At 72.9% G+C, this 19,183-nt stretch carries 21 protein-coding genes and 1 tRNA gene; 3 read left to right on the top strand and 19 right to left on the bottom strand.

Features of this window, described 5'->3' with window-relative positions; translation table 11 throughout:
* Positions 1-237 precede the first annotated feature (237 nt).
* Positions 238-1,353, top strand: coding sequence for an ADP-ribosylglycohydrolase family protein (locus PUR71_RS39600; protein ID WP_329932146.1), 1,116 nt, complete (start codon positions 238-240; stop codon positions 1,351-1,353).
* Between the two features lie 155 nt (positions 1,354-1,508).
* On the opposite strand, the gene PUR71_RS39595 is transcribed toward PUR71_RS39600, so the two are convergent.
* From PUR71_RS39595 to PUR71_RS39585, 3 genes are all read right to left on the bottom strand, one after another.
* On the bottom strand, positions 1,509-1,745 hold the full coding sequence (locus PUR71_RS39595; RefSeq protein ID WP_329932145.1) for a DUF397 domain-containing protein: 237 nt from the start codon (positions 1,743-1,745) through the stop codon (positions 1,509-1,511).
* Complete coding sequence (locus PUR71_RS39590; RefSeq protein ID WP_329932357.1) at positions 1,742-2,605, bottom strand: helix-turn-helix domain-containing protein; 864 nt, start codon at positions 2,603-2,605, stop codon at positions 1,742-1,744. Before PUR71_RS39590 ends, PUR71_RS39595 begins: the two co-directional genes overlap by 4 nt.
* A gap of 581 nt (positions 2,606-3,186) precedes the next feature.
* Positions 3,187-3,942, bottom strand: coding sequence for a GOLPH3/VPS74 family protein (locus tag PUR71_RS39585; RefSeq protein WP_329932144.1), 756 nt, complete (start codon positions 3,940-3,942; stop codon positions 3,187-3,189).
* A gap of 298 nt (positions 3,943-4,240) precedes the next feature.
* Between PUR71_RS39585 and PUR71_RS39580 the strand changes: the two genes are divergently transcribed.
* Positions 4,241-6,595 carry a serine hydrolase gene (locus PUR71_RS39580; RefSeq protein ID WP_329932143.1) on the top strand — a complete coding sequence of 785 codons (2,355 nt, stop codon included), beginning with the start codon at positions 4,241-4,243 and terminating at the stop codon, positions 6,593-6,595.
* Positions 6,596-7,085: 490 nt separating this feature from the next.
* Here PUR71_RS39580 and PUR71_RS39575 read toward each other — a convergent pair whose 3' ends face one another.
* On the bottom strand, positions 7,086-8,609 hold the full coding sequence (locus PUR71_RS39575; RefSeq protein ID WP_329932142.1) for a glycosyltransferase family 39 protein: 1,524 nt from the start codon (positions 8,607-8,609) through the stop codon (positions 7,086-7,088).
* 154 nt (positions 8,610-8,763) lie between these two features.
* Between PUR71_RS39575 and PUR71_RS39570 the strand changes: the two genes are divergently transcribed.
* A tRNA-Arg gene (locus PUR71_RS39570) sits at positions 8,764-8,836 on the top strand.
* Positions 8,837-8,910: 74 nt separating this feature from the next.
* Here PUR71_RS39570 and PUR71_RS39565 read toward each other — a convergent pair.
* The 15 genes from PUR71_RS39565 to PUR71_RS39495 form a co-directional block, all read right to left on the bottom strand.
* Positions 8,911-10,077, bottom strand: a complete 1,167-nt coding sequence (locus PUR71_RS39565) for a tyrosine-type recombinase/integrase (RefSeq protein ID WP_329932141.1) — start codon at positions 10,075-10,077, stop codon at positions 8,911-8,913.
* Positions 10,077-10,304, bottom strand: coding sequence for an excisionase family DNA-binding protein (locus PUR71_RS39560; RefSeq protein WP_329932356.1), 228 nt, complete (start codon positions 10,302-10,304; stop codon positions 10,077-10,079). The genes PUR71_RS39565 and PUR71_RS39560 overlap by 1 nt, the downstream gene beginning before the upstream one ends.
* 554 nt (positions 10,305-10,858) lie before the next feature.
* Entirely contained in the window at positions 10,859-12,334 is a 1,476-nt protein-coding gene (locus PUR71_RS39555) for an ATP-binding protein (protein ID WP_329932140.1), read from the bottom strand.
* Between the two features lie 2 nt (positions 12,335-12,336).
* Positions 12,337-13,191, bottom strand: coding sequence for a bifunctional DNA primase/polymerase (locus PUR71_RS39550; protein WP_329932139.1), 855 nt, complete (start codon positions 13,189-13,191; stop codon positions 12,337-12,339).
* Entirely contained in the window at positions 13,188-13,415 is a 228-nt protein-coding gene (locus PUR71_RS39545) for a hypothetical protein (RefSeq protein ID WP_329932138.1), read from the bottom strand. Before PUR71_RS39545 ends, PUR71_RS39550 begins: the two co-directional genes overlap by 4 nt.
* An 8-nt stretch (positions 13,416-13,423) precedes the next feature.
* Positions 13,424-13,708: a hypothetical protein gene (locus tag PUR71_RS39540; protein ID WP_329932137.1), complete on the bottom strand. Its 285-nt coding sequence runs from the start codon at positions 13,706-13,708 to the stop codon at positions 13,424-13,426.
* Positions 13,705-13,917: a hypothetical protein gene (locus PUR71_RS39535; protein ID WP_329932136.1), complete on the bottom strand. Its 213-nt coding sequence runs from the start codon at positions 13,915-13,917 to the stop codon at positions 13,705-13,707. Before PUR71_RS39535 ends, PUR71_RS39540 begins: the two co-directional genes overlap by 4 nt.
* A 13-nt stretch (positions 13,918-13,930) precedes the next feature.
* Positions 13,931-14,119 (bottom strand): hypothetical protein, encoded by a 189-nt coding sequence (locus PUR71_RS39530; protein WP_329932135.1) that lies wholly within the window; start codon positions 14,117-14,119, stop codon positions 13,931-13,933.
* 33 nt (positions 14,120-14,152) lie between these two features.
* Positions 14,153-14,407, bottom strand: a complete 255-nt coding sequence (locus PUR71_RS39525) for a hypothetical protein (protein ID WP_329932134.1) — start codon at positions 14,405-14,407, stop codon at positions 14,153-14,155.
* 148 nt (positions 14,408-14,555) lie between these two features.
* Positions 14,556-16,748 (bottom strand): cell division protein FtsK, encoded by a 2,193-nt coding sequence (locus tag PUR71_RS39520; protein ID WP_443077735.1) that lies wholly within the window; start codon positions 16,746-16,748, stop codon positions 14,556-14,558.
* A 136-nt stretch (positions 16,749-16,884) separates the two neighbouring features.
* The gene (locus PUR71_RS39515) at positions 16,885-17,337 is read right to left on the bottom strand and encodes a hypothetical protein (RefSeq protein WP_329932133.1); all 453 of its coding nucleotides are present in this window, start codon (positions 17,335-17,337) and stop codon (positions 16,885-16,887) included.
* Positions 17,334-18,296, bottom strand: a complete 963-nt coding sequence (locus PUR71_RS39510) for a DUF2637 domain-containing protein (RefSeq protein ID WP_329932132.1) — start codon at positions 18,294-18,296, stop codon at positions 17,334-17,336. Before PUR71_RS39510 ends, PUR71_RS39515 begins: the two co-directional genes overlap by 4 nt.
* Complete coding sequence (locus PUR71_RS39505) at positions 18,293-18,547, bottom strand: hypothetical protein (RefSeq protein WP_329932131.1); 255 nt, start codon at positions 18,545-18,547, stop codon at positions 18,293-18,295. Before PUR71_RS39505 ends, PUR71_RS39510 begins: the two co-directional genes overlap by 4 nt.
* Positions 18,547-18,693, bottom strand: a complete 147-nt coding sequence (locus PUR71_RS39500; RefSeq protein WP_329932130.1) for a hypothetical protein — start codon at positions 18,691-18,693, stop codon at positions 18,547-18,549. Before PUR71_RS39500 ends, PUR71_RS39505 begins: the two co-directional genes overlap by 1 nt.
* Entirely contained in the window at positions 18,690-18,977 is a 288-nt protein-coding gene (locus PUR71_RS39495; protein ID WP_329932129.1) for a hypothetical protein, read from the bottom strand. The genes PUR71_RS39500 and PUR71_RS39495 overlap by 4 nt, the downstream gene beginning before the upstream one ends.
* Positions 18,978-19,183 lie beyond the last annotated feature (206 nt).

Here is a 19,183-nt window from a genome sequence, read left to right as displayed (position 1 = left end):
ACGGCGCGCCGGACCCCTCGTCGTCGTCGGCGGGGTGGTCGCGCTCGACGGACTGCCGGGCGGCGGCCGGCGCGTCCGCGGGACGGATACGGAGCAACAATTTGTTGAAAGACTGGTGTGCGACGGGACCCGTCGAGCCGCACGGGTCTTCGCATAAGGTGCCAGGGCGCGCGACCGGCCCGAGCGTCGCGCCGCCCCGTACCCCGCAGCTTCCGGACGAAAGGCGCACCCGTCGTGATGCCACTGTGGTCACGCGCACAGCAGCAGGACTTCCGCAGCCGGGTGCGGGGCTGTCTGCTCGGCGGCGCGATCGGGGACGCGCTGGGCGCCGCCGTCGAGTTCGAGGCGCTGGACGAGATCCTCGCCCAGCACGGCCCGCACGGCGTCACCGGCTACGTCCCCGCCCACGGGCGGACCGGCGCGGTCACCGACGACACCCAACTGACGCTGTTCACCGTCGACGGCCTGATCCGCGCCCACATCCGCCGCGACACCGGCAGCTGGCACCCGCCCACCGACCTCCACCTCGCCTACCTGCGCTGGGCCGCCACGCAGCGCGACTGGGGCCCGGACGAGCGCCGCCCCGACCTCGGCTGGCTCGGCCGCGAGGAGTGGCTGTACGCCCAGCGCGCCCCCGGGCAGGGCAGCCTCACGGGCCTCAGCGGGCCCGACGGCGAGCGCCTCGGCACCCTGGAGCACCCGAAGAACCCGCACTCCAAGGCCTGCGGCACGGTCGTGCGGGCGGCGCCGTTCGGGCTGCTCACGACCTGGGAGCCGGGCCTGGTGTTCCAGCTCGCGGTGGAGTGCTCGGTGCTCACCCACGGCCACCCGACGGGCTACCTCGCGGCCGGTGCGCTGGCGGTGATCGTCCAGAGCGTCGCCCGCGGCGGCACCCTGGAGGAGGGCGTCCACCTCGCGCTGGCGCTGCTCTCCGAGCGGCAGGCGCACGAGGAGACGACGGCCGCGCTGCGGGCGGCGCTGGACGCCGTGCGGGCGGGCGAGCCGTCCGCGGCCCGGGTGGAGGCGCTGGGGGAGGGCTGGGTCGCCGAGGAGGCGCTGGCGATCGCGGTGTACTGCGCGCTGGTCGCGCACGACGTCCGGTCGGGCCTGCTGCTCGCCGTCAACCACTCCGGGGACAGCGACTCCACCGGCGCGATCTGCGGCAGCCTGCTCGGTGTCCTGCACGGCGACACCGCGCTGCCGCCGGGGCTGGTGGCCGGGCTGGAGGGGCGCGGCGCGATCCTCGAACTCGCCGACGACTTCGTGCTGGAGCTGGTGCACGGCGCCGAACTGCACGGCCGGGACACCCCGGAGGGCGCCGCGTGGGCGGCCCGCTACCCGGTGGTGCACTGAGCGGCGCTGGGCTGTGTGGTGGGGGGGCTGAGTGGCGGTGGCCCGGCCGGCCGGTCCCGGGCCGCGCGCCCCGGGAAGCACAGTTGCCCGTAGCCGTGTCCGCCGCCGGGGCGACGGGCACCGCTACGGGCAACTGGGCCGAGAGCGGCCCGGGTTCAGGCTGCGCCGAGTTCCGTGCCGGACCCCGCCGGGCCGAACGCCCCTGCTCCGGCGGCGGTGGCGAACGCGTGCCAGGCTTCGGCGGAGAAGCGCAGTTGTGGGCCGTGCGGGTCCTTGGAGTCCCGGACGGCGACGGCCCCCGCGGCCGGCGTGGCGATCTCCACACAGGCGCCGTTGCCACCGCTGTGACTGCTCTTGCGCCAGAGTGCGCCGCTCTCGATGGTGGTGCTCATGTGTGGAATCCCTCTTCAATCTCTGCTATCAGTGTCCGGCTCTCCGCCACACCGAGCGCCGCCGCCCTCAGGTGGTCGTAGAGACTGGTATAGCGGCGCACGTCGGTCTCCTTCTCCAGGTAAAGATCGCTCGTCACCCCTTCGAAGTAGACAACCGTGGAATCGGCTGACTCCGGGAACTCCAGCAGGGAGAATGTCCCGGTCATGCCGGGGTGCGCACCGGCGGCGAACGGGATCACCTGGATCGTGATGTTCGGCCGCTGGCTCAGCTCCAGCATGTGCTTGAGCTGGTGGGCCATCACCTCGCGGCTGCCGACCTCGCGGCGCAGCACCGCCTCGTCTATGACGGTCCACAGGCTGCCCAGCTGCTGCTCGCCGTGGATGCGGTCCTGGCGCTTCATCCGCACCTGTACCCGGCGCTGGACGGCGAGCGCGTCGGTGTCCGGCTGGGTGCCCTCGACGACGGCCTGGGCGTACTGCTCGGTCTGCAGCAGCCCGGGGACGAAGGAGGACTCGTAGGCGCGGATCGAGGAGGCCTCGGCCTCCAGGCCGATGTAGACGCTGTAGGGCGTCGGCATGTCGTTGAAGTCGTGCCACCAGCCGCGCTGGCGGGACTCCTTGGCCATCTCCATGAGGCTGTTGCGCATCTGTTCGTCGGACACGTTGTACACGTCGCAGAGGTCGCGGACGTCCCGCTGGCTGATGCTGCGGCGGCCGTTCTCCAGCCGGCTGATCTTCGACTGGGAGACCATCAGCCGGCCGGCCACCTCCTCCGCGGTCATCCCGAGGCCCTCGCGGAGCTTGCGCAACTCGGAGCCCAGGCGCCGTCGGCGCACGGTGGGATTGATGTTGGCGGACACGTCGACCTCCGGCCGGACCTCTGGTGATCGTTGGAACGGCAGTCCTCGGAACACTTCGGACATTGGGACCAACCCCCCTGACTCGGAGCAGCATGACACCTTGGGCCAGGTCGGCGCCGGGGATTCACAGCAGCGCAATAGAACTGATCATCGGAAAAGCGCTTCTGCGAGACAGCGAGGCCTTCCAGGTGGTAATGCGGCTCAGCGGCTCGAACCGGTACTGCTACCGGCGCTGATTCGTGTGGGCTCCCGGCGGCGCACGTGCTGGTGGCACATGCTGCGGCAGGCTCCGCCGGACGTCCCCGGGCGACCCGGGGCCCTCGGGGACGGCAGAGGGGCGGTCGCCGGGCGACTTCCGTCGCGGGCGACCGCCCCTCCTTGCTCCTGGTACTGCTGGTGGTGCCGGTGCTGCTGGTACTGCTGCTGGTACTGCTGGTGGTGCGTCAGGTGGTCCGGCGCTCACGAACGGCGCGAACGCCGTGGCGCGCGCCGTCGGGTGCGCCCTGGGCCGCGGCGCGGGACGACACACCGGACGTCCCGCCCGGTGTTCCCGGGTGGACTCCCGGACCCCGGAGCGGGCGTCAGCGGACGCCGACCCGGGAGGCGGCCACCCGGCCGCCGGTGCCCCGGCCCGTCGCGCGGGCGCCGGAGGTGCCGGCCGCCCGGCCGGTGCCCGTCGCCGACGGCCCCTGGGCCGAGCGGTTCTGCTGCGCCGGCAGGCCGTTCTGCACGTCCATCACGGCGTGCGCGACCATCCCGCCGAGCGGGTCGTACCGGATCAGGTCGCGCAGCCGCGACCGCGAGGACCGGCCCTCGTTGCCCGGGTACAGGTGCTTGCCCAGCCCCACGGAATGGGCCAGCGCGGCGAGCGCGGCCGTCCGCGGGTCCGGCGGCACACCGGTGCGGATCGCGGTGTCCAGCCGCTGCTTGATCGCGGCGTTGGTGCAGTCGTCGGACGCCTGGTAGCGCGTCGTCGGCAGCACCCCGCACACCTGGCCCGGCACGGCGGTCACCATGCCGCAGCGCTCCAGGTGCGCCAGGTACGTCTGGCGCAGCCCCAGCCGGGGCCCGCCGATCCAGTGCGCCGCGCGGACCGGACTGCCGCGCCGTCGCAGCAGTTCCAGTGCGTGGTCCAGGGTCGGGTCGCCGGTCGGCCGTGCGAGCACGACGGCGATCCGGTCTCCCTCCGGTACGATCCGTCCGGCCAGGGACAGCTCGACGAGCTGCGCCCCGGCGAGTCCGAGGTCGAGGGTCTGCGGCTGCGCCGTGGTACCCGTGGTCGGGTCCAAGGCGAGCAGCAAGAGTTCCTCGGGAACAGTTCTGCGGCTCTTGCCCATCCAAGCCTCCCCGCGTGGATGAGAGACAGGGTGACGCCTCTCACACGGGCTTGTCGAGTACGCCTCCGAATCGTGACCTTGCGGTGAAGGGCTGGAACCACGGGGCGCGGGCCGGGCGTCTGTTCGGTGAACGGTCCGCGATACGGCCGTGTGACGGCAATAAGGGCCGGTCGGGCGGGGTGTGCGCGGCCGGATCGCCCGTCGGTGGCGGAGACTGTACAGGTACACGGGGCGGGGCGTCGGCTTCCCGAAATCGGGTCTGCCGGTGCCCCGCCGGGCGTTGAGGAGGCTGGGTTACGTGGGCGAGTCCCCCGACAGGGTGCTGCGGGACGGCGGGAGCGGGAAGGACCGGGAGCGCGAACGGACCGGATCGACCGCCGCCGGAACGGCCGCTGACGGCGCCTCCGCCGACACCTCGGCCGACACCTCGGCCGACTCCGCGGGCGGCGACGCGCCGAAGGCGGGGGCCAAGGGCGGCTCGACCGTGCAGCTCCGCGTCCGCGATGTGGACAGCAAGACCACGATGCTGCGGCTGCCGGTGGACAACCGCACCACCGCGCTGCGGCTGCCCGACGAGCTCGTGAAGCCGTCCGGTGCCGGAACTTCCGAGGACGAGAGCCCCGAGGCACCCGACGGGGCGTCGGATGCCACCCCGGAGAAGGGGACGAAGCCGTCCGGCAAGCCGTCGGGCGCCGATCCGCGTCTCGGCATGCGGACGCCCGCCGCGGAGCCGGAGAACGGGGCGGACGAGACCGCTGACGCCGACGACGCGCCGGGGGAGGACGCCGAACCGGCGGCCGACAACGACACGCCCGAGAACGACGCTCCCGAGGCTGACGCTCCCGAGGTTGACGCTCCGGCGGATGAGCGTGACGCGGAGGACGCGGAGGCCCCTGCCGAGGACGCCGCTGACGCTCCGGTCGTCGCGGTGCGGCTGAGCAAGCCGGAGAAGCCGGCTCCCGCCGCTCCCGCCGCTCCCGCCGCTCCCGCCGAGAAGCCCGTGCCGGCCGAAAAGCCCGCTCCCGCCGATGCGCCCGAGGACGCCGAGAAGCCGGCCACTGCCGAGCGGGCCCCCGGTCGGGTGCAGTCCGAGAAGCTGGAGAAGTCGCGCCTCTCCCCGCTCAAGGCCGCCTCCGCGTCCGGCACGGCCCCCGCGTCCGGCACCGTCCCCGAGCCGCCCGCCCCCAAGCCCCTGCCCGAGCCCGAGCCGCAGCCCGGCCCGGAGCCCCTGCCGAAGCCGAGCCCCGCCCCGGAGCCCGGCCCGGCCCCGGCGCCCGAACCGCTGCCCGCGCCGGACCCGCGGCCGGTGCCGCCCGTCCCGCCGCTGCCCAAGCCCGAGCCGCTGCCCGGCCCCGAGCCGCTGCCCTCGCCGGAGAACACCGCCGAGGCGATGGAGGTCCTGGCGACCCTCAACGCCCGCCCGGTCTCCCCGCTGCGGCGCGCGCTCAAGCGGGTCACCATCTGGACGGTCTTCCTCGCCGTGGTGCTCGGCGCGGTCGTCGTGGCCCAGCTGCTGCGCCCGCTGCCGGACGCGAAGGTGCGGATGTCCGTCGCCGCCAACTACAGCTTCCCGGGCGACCCGCTCGACCTCGCGTGGCCGGCCAAGGGCCAGTCCGCGGCCGAGGTGGTCGGCGTCGGCAGCCTCGGCAGCTCCGGCCCGGAGACCCCGGCCTCGATCGCGAGCGTCACCAAGGTGATGAACGCCTACCTGATCCTGCAGAAGTTCCCCCTCAAGAAGGGGGAGAGCGGCCCGAAGATCACCGTCGACAAGCAGGCCGCGCAGGAGTCCGGCAACGTCGACGAGTCCAAGGTGACGCTCACCGAGAACCAGGTGCTGACCGAGTACCAGGCCCTGGAACTCCTGATGCTGCCCTCGGCCAACAACGTGGCCCGTCTGCTCGCCCGCTTCCACTCCGGCTCCGAGGCGGAGTTCGTGAAGCAGATGAACGACACCGCGGCCAAGTTCGGCATGACCAACACCACCTACGCCGACCCGGCGGGCTACAACGCGGACACCAAGAGCACCGCCAAGGACCAGCTGAAGCTGGCCGAGCAGGTCATGCAGGACGAGATCTTCCGGCAGATCGTGTCCACCCCGGACACCACCTTCAACAACCAGAAGATCCCCAACACCAACAACCTGATCAACCCCAAGACCGGCGTCATCGGCGTCAAGACCGGCTCCAGCACCCCGGCCGGCGGCTGCCTGATGTGGGCCGCCTACAAGGAGGTCGGCGGCGTGAAGCGGCTGATCCTCGGCGTCACCCTCGGCCAGCAGGCCACCTCGCCCAACCCGGGCGACGGCATCCTGCCGACCGTGCTGAAGGTCAGCGGCAAGCAGATCCAGGCCGCGCAGAACGGCGTGACCGGCCAGACCGTGGTCAAGAAGGGCGACGTCGTCGGCTACGTCGACAACGGCCTCGGCGGCAAGGTCCCGGTCGTCGCGACCAAGGACCTCGTCGTGGCCGGCTTCCCCGGCATCAGCGGCACCGTGACCCTGGACGCCGGCAAGGTCGACCACCACGCCGCGGCGGGCACCGAGATCGGCACGCTGCGCGTCGGCGAGGGCGACGGCAAGAGCGAGGTGCGGGTGGCCCTTCAGACGGACCTCAACCCGCCGTCCATCCAGTCCCGGCTGACCCGGACGCTCTGAGCCCACAACCCGTCGAAGGGGGAGCCGGACCGACCGGCTCCCCCTTCGACGTTTCATCGAGTCGCCGGCCCGAGCCGCGCGCGAGCGGTTCCTCCTCCGCGAGCACCGGCCCGAGGGCCGGCACCACGGTGTGCGCCGTGAAGCTCGCGATCGGCCGGGACAGCCCGGTGAACACCTGGGCGCCATCGCGCGCGGCAGATAGATCCGCCCGGTCCCCCGGAGGCCGACCACCCCTACCCCCACAGCAGCGCGTCCGGCAGCAGCCGAGGCGCGGGCTGCCCGACCAGGTGCCGGTGGTCGCCCGGGCGGTCCGCCGACCGGTCCCCGACCGCCCCGGCGCCGCGCTCCCTGAGCGGGGCCGTCCGTCACCGCGGCGGCCGTCCCCCTCGGGCGCGCCGTCCGCCAGTCCGCCCAGCCCCCACTGAGGCCGCCCAGGCCCCACCCGGGCCGCACTGGGGCCGCGTCCGGGCCCGTCCGGGCCCGGCCCGGCTCAGCCTCGGCGGTCGAGCAGCGCCAGGGTGGCCCCGTCCAACGGCGTCACCCGGGTGGGGGCACCGTAGTGGGCCCGCAGGGCCTGGGCGTCCTCCGGCCGCATCTCGGAGAGCGGGTCCGCCGTCTGTCCGAGGACGACCAGCCAGATCCGGTCGGCCCGCCCGAGGCACTCGGCCGGGACGGCGCACGCCGTCGGCGACAGCTCCGCCGCCTCGACCGCCCCCCGCGCGACGAACACCGGGTACGGGCGCACGTCCGCCGGCAGGTAGTAGTCGACGCCGGGGCCGATCATCGCCCAGCTCTGGTCGCCCAGCGGGACGGCGAGCCCGTCCCCGGGTCGGTAGCCGGCGGCGATCAGCCCCGCGGCCGCGCGGAACGGCTCGTGCGCGTGCGCCGACTCGTACCGCACCGTGGCCTGCCGCGGCAGCGCGGCCCAGGCGGGCACCGCGAGCAGCCCCAGCACGAGCAGCATGCCGGCCACGCGCAGCCTCGCCCGCCGCGGACCGCGCCGGGCGAGGCCGGTCAGCGCCTTGTAGACCGCCGCGACGCCGCCCCCGCCGAGCGCCGCCCAGGCGGGCACGGTGAACAGCAGGTACCGGTCGACGAAGTACGACGTGCCGCCCTGCGACACCAGCCAGACGCCCACCACCGGCACCACGGCCAGCAACAGCGCCTGCAACGCCTGCACCCGCCGGCCCGGCAGCACCACGGCCGGGACGGCCAGCAGGACGACGGCGATGAAGACGTCCGGCGCCCCGGCCAGGGTCTCCCCGAAGTGCCACAGCGCGTCCAGCGTGGGCGTCCCTATCCAGCCCAACTGCCGCTCCGACTGCCGGGCGCCCAGCACCACCACCGGCACCAGCGGCAGAGCCGCCACCAGCACCGCGGCCGGGTACTGCCACAGCAGCCGCCGGTCCGCCGTCCCGCGCGTGCGCCACAGGTGCAGCAGCACCACGGCGGCCTGCCCGGCCACCGTGCTGAACGAGACCAGGTGCAGGATCCCCGCCGTCGCCATCGCCGCGCAGTACGGAGCCCACCGCCGCCACCCGGGCCGCTCCAGCGCCCGCAGCAGGAACCAGGTCGCCGCCGCGATCGCGCAGGTGACCAGCGCGTAGGCGCGCGCCTCCTGGGCGAACCGCGACACCTGCGGCACCGCGCAGAACAGCAGCCCCGAGCCGACCGCCGTCACCCGCCCGCCGAACAACCGCTCGGCGGCGAGCCCCACGAAGGCCGCCGCCCCGGCCATCGCCAGCACCGACGGCACCCGCAGCGAGACCGCGCAGTCCCCGAACACCGCCGTCCAGGCGTGCATGAACAGGTAGTAGGCGCCATTGCTGGCGTCCACGTGCTGGAGCAGCCGCAGCACGTCCGGCAGGGACCGGGTCGCCACCGTCCACGTCGCGACCTCGTCCCGCCACAGCACGGGCGTCCCCAGCCGGAACAGGCCCAAGCCGAGCATCACCACCGCCGGCCACAGCCACACGGACCGCAGGAGTCGGCCGACGGGGCGTACGAGGCTCATCTGGACCTTCGATCGGAGATTCGAGGTTCGAACACGCTCCTCGAAGGCTACTTGCCCCAGTCTGACACCCCGTCGGCACCCGTACCATCCGTCGCCGCCGACGCCCCCATCCCCGATCCGGTACGCTGTGGACGGCCTCGTGACCACACGGCCCGCCTCAGTAGCTCAGGGGATAGAGCACGGCTCTCCTAAAGCCGGTGTCGCAGGTTCGAATCCTGCCTGGGGCACAGAAGCGCAGACGCGCTCAGGCCCAGATCAGAGGGGAAATCCCTCTGATCTGGGCCTCAGTCGTTCCGGAGTGTCAGTCGTCCTGTGCCACGTCCGTGCCAGATTCCTCCGGCGGGGCCTGCTTCTCCAGCTCCTTGCGGACCATCTCGCCCATCCTGTCGGCGATGGCCCGATCCCGGTCGCTGGTCATGTGCTGGTAGATCAGCGCGGCCCGCGCCGTGCTGTGCCCCATGCGGGTCATGAGCTCCCTCGTGCTCGCGCCGCTCTGCGAGGCGAGGGTGTTCCCTGTGTGGCGCAGGTCGTGGAAGTGCACGTCCGGCGAGATCTTCGCCTTCGTCTTCGCGGCGCTCCAGTCGTCCCGGAAGTTGCTACGGCGCAGCCGGCCCCCGCGCGGCCCGATGAACATGTGGCCGTTCGGGCCCTGCCCGGCGTAGTGCTCCAGATGGTGCCGGAGGGCGTCCACGATCGAGGCGGGGAACGCCACAGGGCGGAACCCGGCTCGGCTCTTCGGCGCCTTGTCGTAGAGCTTCCCGCTGTACAGCTCGGCCTGGTTGCGGCTGACCCGCAGAAGCCGGGCGTCCAGGTCGACGTCCCGCCGGCGCAGGGCTGCCAGCTCGCCGAACCGCAGCGTGGTGAACGCGGTGACCAGCACCAGCGCGCGCCACCGGGGCGCGATGGCGTCGGCTGCGGCGAAGACCTCGGCCACCGAGAGAACCGGCCGCTCCGGCACGTCGTACGCGTCGGCGCCCTTGATCCGGCACGGGTTGCGCTTGATCAGCTCGTCGTCCAGGGCGGTGTTCATGATGGCCCGCAGCATCTGGTACGCCTTGACCACGGTCGGCTCCCCAACCCCGGACTCCAGCAGCCGGGTTCGCCAGGTCCGCACCCGCGCCGGGGTGATCTGCACGACGAACCTTGGTCCCAGGGTGGGCAGGATGTGCAGCCGCAGCGCCGTCTCGTACCGCTCGCGCGTGGTCTCCTCCAGCTTGCGCTCCTTGAGCCAGCGGGTGGCGTACTCGCCGAAGTTCACCTTCCCGGCGTCCGGATCGGTCCACTTCTCGCGGGTGATGTCGGCTTCGAGCTGGCTGAGCCTCACCTCGGCGTCCGTCTTGGTGGTGTACGTCTTCTCGTCGGGCCGCAGCGCGCCTGTAAGCGGGTCGCGGTACCGGACCTGCCAGCGGCCGGAGGGGAGCTGGCGGACAGCACCGAAGCGACGTCGGCTGTTCTTCTTGTTGGCCATCAGGCGGCATTCCTGTTCGTGGCGGAGCGGCGGGCGGTGATGGGCTGCACCGTGTTGGCGGCGATGAACTCGGCGACAGCGGAGGCCGGGATGCGGACGAGGCGCCCGACCTTGACGAAGGTGATCCGGCGCTCCTCGATCAGCCGGCGGGGGAAGCGCTCGCCGCTGGTCTCCCAGGTGCCGAGAATCACGGCGACCTCCCGGACGCTCAGCAGCTGCTCCGGCAAGGCCGGGGTGGTCTGGGTGCGCTTCGGTGCGTGGTGGTTGGCCAAGGTGTCCTCCTGTGCGGGTCGGGCCTGCCTGCGGGGCGGATTGGGCGAGCTGAGGGTGGGTCCGGTAGCGGAGACGGGCAGCGCCGCCAGAGTTCGGGGCTTCTCGCGGCGCGTGGTTGTCCTAGGTGCGGATTTCTGCGTCACCGCGTCATCAGCGTCATCCAGGTCTCTGACCTGGGGCTTTGGGCGACGCAGCGGTCGGGGGCTGCGTCACCGCTGCGTCATGGGCTGCGTCATGGGGTGACGCGGGTGACGCAGGGGTGACGCAGCGGCCGTCGTCTGCGTCACCCTCTCCGGTGCAGGTCAGGGGCCGTTTTCCGGTCCTGGTGACGCAGGTGACGCAGTGTCTTCCTACTTAGGAAAAAGGAGGGCTGATTGCTTGTAGTCGGGTGCACCTCAGGGCGTGAAGAAGGAGCCGCTTCGCGGCGCGACCTTTGCGCTTCGCCCGAACAGCAAGAAGAGCACCCGGGCGCCGGTGCTCTTCTTGCTTGTCCGTGCCGCAGTACGGGTCAGAACACCTGCTGCTGCTCGTGCGGGGCAGATGCGGCGGGACGGGCCATTTCGAGGTAGCGGCCCTCCTTCGTGCGGCCGGTGTCGATGAGGACGCCCCGGGCGGCGAGCGTCGGCTGAAGGCGCTTGAGCCGGTCGGACAGCACCTTGCCGGTGGTCGGCCACCCCTTCGGCAGGGACCGCAGCTCGTCGCCGCTGTAGAGGCGGCTCAGGCAGGACAGCCACTCGGTGGACGTCATGCGCTGCGCGGTGCCCTTCTCGATGGTGTCGGCGTGCTTGAGGACGGTCTGCGCGAGCAGGTCGCCCTCGATAACGTCGTCGTTCAGGTCGTTCAGGCTGGCCCGGTAGGCGGGGAGCACCCCGAACCCGGTCGCGGCGTCGAGCTGGGCGCACAGGTGGGCGAAGTCGGCCATGCGCAGGTCGGTCGGGGTCGCGGCCTCGGCCGCACGGACCTGGACCGTGAGGTCGAGCAGGGATCCGAGGACGACGGGCAGCGCCTCGGCGTACTCCGCCCACAGCTCAGCCTCGGTGCGCCGTACCTTCGGCCGCTCCAACCGCAGGGGCAGGAGGCGTTCTGCGAGGTCGGGGCGGATGACGCCGACGTCGATGCCAGTCAGGAGCAGGGGGCGCCGGTAGGCGGAGCGGTGGACGTCGCCGTCGGTGAACAGGGCGCGCTTGACGGACTCGATGCCGGTCACGATGCAGCACATGGCGTCCGACAGGTCGGGGGTCATGTGGGAGAGGTTGTCCAGGGCGGTGACCCACCCGGCGGCGACGGCCGCGACCAGGTTCTCCTCGTCCTTCGGGGCCCGGCGCAGGTCGCCGCTCATGCCCTCGATGATCCGCACCATCATCCGGCCGGCCGTGGACTTGCCGGCCCCCTGCGGCCCGGTGAGGAACGGGGCGGGGACGGGCACCCCGGGCCCCAGGCAGCCGATCAGCCACGCGATGGCCAGGCACTCGGTCTGGGCGTCGGTGAAGTTCGTCAGCCGCAAGAGCAGGTCGATGCCCTTGCCGTCGGTGTCCTTGACCGGGACCGGCAGCTCTCCTGTGAGCTGGGTGCGCTTCCAGCAGACCTCTCGCGGGTCGGGGACGGTGATGTCCCAGCCGGTGGGGTGGATGCGCACGGACAGGCCGTCGGCGCGCCCGAGGTCCAGCCAGGTGGCGCCGTCGAACCCCGGGGCGACGCGGATGTGGACTGGCTGCACCTCCTCGGTCAGGGCCAGGGCCTCGATCAGGTCCAGTGCCTCCTTCATCGCGGTCCCGTTGAAGACTCCGCGCCCGTCCCTGTAGAGGCCCACAAGGAGTTCCTGGCGGTGGCTGCCGGTCGTGCCCTGGGAGCGGATCGGCCGGGCCACCGGGTGGCCGTTCCGTTGGGCGTACACGGTGCCGTCGGCGGTGCGGAAGTACCGGAAGTGCGTCTGCGCGTACTCGGCGATGACCTCACGCGCCGGGTTCTTCTCGTCGTCGGCCACGGCTACATCCCCAGCCTGTGGACAGCGTTGGCCCACGCCTCCGTGCAGTGCCGGGCGGTTTCGCCCTTGGCCTGCGCGGCGGCGAACAACCGGGCGGTGTGGGCGCCGGTCAGGCACCCGCACCGGCCGTGCGTCGACAGCACCGCCAGGAACGTCCCGTAGACGGCGGCGTGCACCGAGCTGTGCGCTTCGGTGATGCGCTGGACGGCCATGGTGATGCCCCGCTCCAGGTACGCCGGGGTGCGGTGCGGGCACCGCCCGCTCCGGGCCGGGACAGGCACCGTGACAGGCGCCGGCCAGGCCGGGACGGGGTCCTTCACCAGAAGGCCCCGGACGGTGTCCGGCAGGGCTGTGAGCGGCCCCTCGCCGTAGCCGAGCCAACGGGCGTAGGCCATCAGCGACTTGATGTCCACGCCGGGCCGCACGGCGTTCGCGGAGGTCATGGCGCCCCGGTAGATCCAGTGCTCGCCCCGGGTGGTCGCGACGGTCCGGGTGGCGGGCAGGTTGGCGCGGGCCCAGGCGATGGCCGGCTGGTTGTCGAGGTCGACGACGGTCATCCCGGCGCCGCCGGGGTGGTAGGCCACTGTCGCTCCTTCGCGCCACGCCCGCATCCACTGGCGGGAGGTGATGGCGCTGGGGCTGCTGGTGGCGGCGGCCCAGCCGTGGCAGGGAGCGAAGCAGTTGCAGGGGCCGGGGGTCTTCATGTTGGGCCGTCCGCCGCAGGCGTTGTCCGCGCAGTTGCGGCAGTTACCGAACGGCAGCTTCCCGGCGCGCAGCGGCAGCACCGGCACACCCTCGGCCGCGAGGTTGAGCGCGGTGGCGAGGTGCTCTCCCCGGATGGGGGCAGCGTGGGTCATGCTGAATGCCTCCAGTTCTCGAAACGGGCTGGATCAGCGGCGGCCCCGGTTCTTGGCGGAAGGGGGCCGCCGTCGTCGCTGTTCAGGGCGTTCTCGGCGCAGACCTTGTGCGAGGGCCTGCGCTGGTCGTCCCGCAGCGGGGTGGGACGGCCGCACCAGCGGCACGGGCGGTCGCCGGTGCGGTCGAAGTGGCGGGCGTCGTGCCAGTCCAGGAAGGCGGGCACGACGTCTCCTAGGCGGCTCGGCGCGCGCGGGCGCTGGGGAGCTGGTGGACGGTGGCGAGTCGGGCGGGCTGCTCGGCCATGGCCGGGGCGGGGGCGCCTTCGCCGCCGTCGGGCGGGGCGGTATCGGTCCCGGCCGCCGCGCGGGCGGCGCGTTCGGCGGCGGATTCGGCGAGGACCTGCATCACGGCGACGGACTCGGCCTTGGCGCCGCGCTGGGAGATGAGGATGGCGGCGGACAGGGCGGCGCCGGTGCCGAGCAGGGCGGCGGTGACGATGTCTGCGGGGGTGCTCACGGGGTTCCTCCGGTGCGGGCGGCGGTGGCGAGCAGGTCGATGAGGTCGGTGCCGAGCAGGGCGGCGCGCTGCTGGATCGCGGTCCAGGAGTCAGGGTCGATGTGCATCAGGGCGGCGAGGGCGGCGGCGGGTTCGCTGTTGGCGGCGGCGGTGAGGGCTTCGCGCAGGTGGACGGCGGCGAGCGGCCGGATCGCGGCGGGGGCGGTCATCTGGGGCGCCGGGTCAGTGGTGGCTGACGGCGGTGACGATCGCGCCGAGCATGTCGTTGACGGGTCCGGCCAGGCCGGTGGAGGCGGCGGTGAGGCCGGAGAGCCAGACCACGGTGGCGGTGCCGGGGCCGACGCGCTTGGTCCACACGAGGACGATCGTGATGACGCCGGTGACGGCGGCGATCGAGAGGGTCACGTTCACGGGCTTGTCTCCTGGTCTTCGGGGGCGGGCGGGTCAGTCGGTGCCGGCGGTCCAGGTGCGGTGGGCGACGTTGTAGAGGTGGCGGCCGACGCGGATGCGCTTGCCGACGCCCCGGCAGCGGCGGCAGTGCTTGCCGCGCTTGGGCTTGCCCTTGCGGTCGGTGACGACCTTGAAGCCGAAGCCGCCGCACTTGCGGCAGTCCCCGAAGGGGCTGGACGCGCACAGGGCGGCGTAACAGAGCGCGATGAGCAGGGCGGCGGCTATCACGGCGAGGATGAGGGGGGTCATGGTGCCTCCAGGGCGGGTTTCGGGAGGTCCAGGGGGTGGCGCGCTAGGAGCTAGCGCGCTGATCAGGGCATGTATGGGCCGCTAGCGGGGGTGCTAGGTCTAGCGGGGGTGGCCGCTAGACCTAGCACCCGTGATGGGCGGTCCAGGGCTATCCGGCGTCGCGCTTCTTGTCGCGCTCGGTGACGGCCGCGTGGACGTCGGTGCGGGTGATGCCGCGCCGGTTGGCGCCCTTGCCGTCCTCGGTGGTGCCCCACACCTGGCCGGTGGCGATGCCGTACGGCTTGAGCGCGGTGACGAGCTGGTCGGCCTTGGCCCGGCCCTCCAGCGCGCCCCACGGCCCGTAGGCGTCCGGCCGCAGCTCGGCGAGGCGGGCGACGATGGTCTCCGACCAGAGCTTGGGCTCGTCGGGGCCCATGACGGCGAGGATGTCGGCGAGCAGGTCGAACCTCGGGGCCGTCGCGGGGGCGGTGTCGGTGCCGCCGGCGGCGTGGCCGGTCAGCAGTCCGGCCTTCTCGCGGGCCTCGCGTCCGCGCTGGGCGATGGCCTCGGCGCCGGGTGCGTCCACGAAGACTGACCGGATGATCTGCGCGTCGGCGCCCTCACCGCCGATGTAGTAGGCCAGGCCCTTGTCGTCGCGGGTGAAGGTGGTGGCCCGGATACCGTTCTTGTAGGTGCTGGTGCCCAGGACCATGTCGTTCTCGGTCTGCCCCATGACCTTCAGGCACAGCCGCAGGATCGCGTTCGCGGAGATGCCGGTGGGCAGGGACTTGGCGTCGGGTCGCTGGGTGGCGGCGAGGAACGTCATGCCGAGCGCCGGGCCGCGCTTGACCAGGTCCGTGCCGATCTCCTCGAACTCCGCCCCGTACTTCGGGTGCTCGAACCACACCTGGCACTCGTCCACGGCGATCACGACCGGGTGCAGCTTCAGCGACTTGTTGTCGGCGAGCTTGCTGGTCACCTTCGACTCCGGGCACACGTCCCGGGGGAGGGACCGGATCACCTTGGCCCGGCGCCGCAGCTCGGCCCGCAGCTCCCGCATGTCGGCGATCGCGTACTCGATGTCCTCGTCGTCGTCCCCGGCCCGGTGCCGGTGGGACACCTTCTCGCCGACCGGGTCGAGGTCGCCGGTGCCCTTCAGGTCGTAGGTGTGCAGCTCGGCCCGGGGGTCGAGGGCGGCGATCAGCAGGAGCAGGCGGAGCAGGAAGGTCTTGCCCATGCGCGGGACCGCGCCGATCACGCCGGAGACGAACATCAGGGTCACGGTGACCCAGGCGCCGCGCTGGTCGGTGGCGAAGGCGACCGGGTCGAACAGGTCGACGGTGCCCTTCTTCGCGAGGGACCAGGCGGGCTGCTTGGCCTTGGCCATGTCCTGGTCACCGACCCAGAGGATCATCCGGCCGGGGTGCTCACCCGCTTTCTGCTCCGGCCACACGGTGCCAAGCGGGCGGCGCAGGCCGGAGGCGAGCTGACCGCGCTTGCCCATCACGTCCGCCACCTCGACGCCGTGGGGCAGTTCGACGTCCGCGCGCCACCCCGGCCCGTCGCGCATGATCGGGGCGGGGAAGGTGATGCCGGAGCCCTTGGACTTGGCGGAGGTGATGCCGCCGATCCCCAGGGACTCCAGGGCCCGCACCACCATGTCCGACGTCAGCTTCGGCGCCTTCGCCTTGACCACCGCCCGGCCGATCAGCGGCTCATCGGCCGGCGCCCCGGCGACGCCGAGCGCGAGCACCAAAGCCGCGGCGAGGGCGAGCAGGGCCGTCGTGCTCGTCATGACCAGCAGCACGATCACGGCGGTCAGACCGAACACCGAGGCCAGCAGCGTGATCAGGGTCCGCAGCCGCACCCGGCCGTCACGCTGCCGCGAGAGCTTCAGGTAGAGCTCGGCGTCCTCACGCCGGGCCGCCGCCGCTCGCAACGGCAGCCCCTCCGCGTCGGACGTCCAACGCCCCAGGAACGTCAGGGCACGGGCGGCGCCGCGCGGCGAGCGCACCGCGAGACGGCCGGCGTAGAGCGGGGTGCGGATCGCGTGGTAGGCCACCGCGTGACCCATCTGCCCGGCGGTGTAGGCGAGTTGGGTCTTCAGCTCGGCCGTGGACAGCAGCCACGCCGGGAGGATCGGGCGGCGGGCGCCGTCGGGCACCGGCAGCGGCGCCGGGGCGGGCTGGTCGACGTAGACGGACGGGTCGTCGTCCTCGCCGTCGTCGTTCACGGCCGTGGCGGTGGGGCGGCGTTCGGCGCGGGCCTTGGCGAGGTCGACCACGCCCTCACCGGCCATCTCGGCGGCCAGGCGCTCGAACAGCTCGTTCTCGGCGTCGTCGCCGGGAGTGCGGTGGTTCACTGGGGGTTTCCTTCCTCACTGCTTGGTGGTGCGGAAAGGGCCCCGGGGCGGCCGGACGCCGGCCAGCTGAGCGGCCGTCCCGGGGATCGTGCGAACCGGGCGTGCCGCGCGCTCTGCGCGGGTCAGGCTCCGGTGTTCAGCGGTTCAGGACCGCCTGAAGGGCGGCGGCGCCCTCGGTGGTGGTGATGGGCTCGCCCTTGAGGTAGCCGCCGTACATGGCGTTCGCTTGGCGGGCGACGTCAGCAGGGGTCGCGGTCGGGCGGCCGTCCTCCCAGGGGCCGAAGGTGACCAGCAGGCCGGCGGCATGGCGGGCCATGCGGCTCCGGCTCTCGGCCTTGCGCTGGGCTCGGCGGCGCTCGTTGCGGGTCTTGCGGTACTGCTGGTTCTCCCATGCGGCCTGCTTGGCGAGAAAGTCGGTGTGGAGCGGGTCGCCGACCGGGCAGGGCCGGGCGGCCTGGCAGGCCTCGCAGCCGAGCAGGTGCTCGGCGGCGGTCTGGAACACGGTCATGTAGGCGATGAACAGCGGGTCGGACGGCAGACCGGGCGTGGTGTTGATCTGCGGAACGCCACTCAGGGGTGCGGTGGTCACGATGCCTGCTCCTCGGGGGAGTCGGGGGTCTCGGTGGTCGTGTCGGCCGCGTTGTCGTCGGCCGGGGCCGGGTCGGGCACGGCGTGCAGCGCGGGCCGCTCCGACTCGACGGCCGCGACGGCGGCGCGCTCGGCGGTGAGGGTGTCGCGCAGGGTGCGCGCGTTCTCGGCCGACGTGCGGACCGCCTTGCGGATCCGGTCGGCGGTCAGTTCCGCGTCGGGCCACCCGGCGGTGGCCGACCGCGCTTCGGCGAGCAGTTCGTTCAGGGTGCGCTTGGGTCGGGTGGTCCGGGCCGACTGCGGGACCGTGCCGGTCGCCCGACGCGGGCGGGCCGCCGGCGGGGCGGTCGGCTTGCGGGTCGGCTCTGCGGGCGCCTGCTCGACCGAGGGCTCGGTCGGCTCGACGGCCGGCGCGGACGGTGCCGGGGCGGGTGTTGGGTCGGCCGACTGATACAGCGGGAAGTCCGGTTCGACCGCCTCGGGTTCGGGCAGGTCAGACCCCGACCGTTTCATCATGGTCTGGTCTGTTTTGTCGACCTTGGGCTTGGTGTGTAGGACCTTCGCCACGAGGTCCGAACCGAAGTAGATCGACCCGACCGGCAGCGACGACGCGAGCAGGACCAGGGCCCAGTGCGCGGGCGCCCACTCGGCCAATCGGGTCCGGCCGCCGCCGTGCAGAGTCGGCACCAGGCCGTGCACGTAGTTGAGCACCAGCGAGGCGGCCGTGTACCCGGCCAGGACCCGCAGGGCGAACCGGCGGTCGGCATCGGTCAGCACCAGGGCGACGACCAGAGCCAGCGCCATCAGCCCGTCGACCACGAGCGGATAGACCGTGGCGGCGGTCGAGTCGGCCCCGATCGCCGACGCGACGTCCCGCAGCGCGTTCCACGAGACGCGGAACGCCATCGCGGCCACGGCCAACAGGCCGACGACCAACCAGAACTTCCCAGCCTTGGTCATCGCCTCCACCCCCGCTTCGGCTTCTCGCCGTCGGTGGTGAAACCGGCGTACCCGCCCTCCGGCGGCTCCGGCGTGCCGTGGAGTTTCTGGGCGACGATCGCGGCCACCCCCAGACCGGAGGTCGCGGCGGCGACCGTCGTCAGGTCGGCGTCGTGCGCGACCGAAGACGCGAACGCCACCACGGTGGAGAGCGTGTGGTTCTCCGGCATCGCCCGCGCCGCGCGGTCGGCGGCCTTTCGCAGGATGCCCATCACGCACCCCCGGATGCGGCGGCGATTAGGGTCTGCGCCGCCTCCCGGGTGGCGCGGGCAGCCTCAGCAGCCGCAGCGGCGGCGATCCGGGCGGCTTCCGCAGCGGCGGCGGCCTGCGCGGCCGCCTCGCGGGCCTCGGCGCTCACGCCGCCACCGCCGGGCGGCCACGGCGGGCGGCGGGGCTCCGGCGCCGCAGCGGGATGGGGGCGGTCCGCATCAGCTCGGCCGCGACCGCCGCCGACTCCGAGTCCGTCTCCCGCAGCTCCGCCAGCACCTCACGGGCGACGTCGGTACGGGCAGCGAACTCCGCCGGGCTCTCGCCGGCCACGCCGCCGAACAGCGCGTCGAACGGCGCGTTGTCGACGCCGAGCGCCAGCTCAGCGAACTCCAGGGCGGTGCAAGCCTGCTGGCCTGCAACAATCGACTTCACGGGTTCACCTCTTCGTAGATGGGTGAGTGAGCCCGAGGGCCGCCGCGCGTTCCTTGGCCGGGAGCGCGGCGGCCCGACTTATTCGGGCTCAGCCACTCGCGATGTACGAGTAGCCATGACCCCCGACCCGCCACAGGCGGCACGGATCGGGGACCAAAGACACTCGTTCTTGATCAGCACACTGTTGAGTTCTCAAGGAGCAAGCG

This window comes from Streptomyces sp. SP17BM10, from assembly GCF_036322405.1.
In the GTDB taxonomy this organism is placed as follows: Bacteria; Actinomycetota; Actinomycetes; order Streptomycetales; family Streptomycetaceae; genus Kitasatospora.
This window is presented reverse-complemented; position numbering and strand designations above follow the sequence as displayed.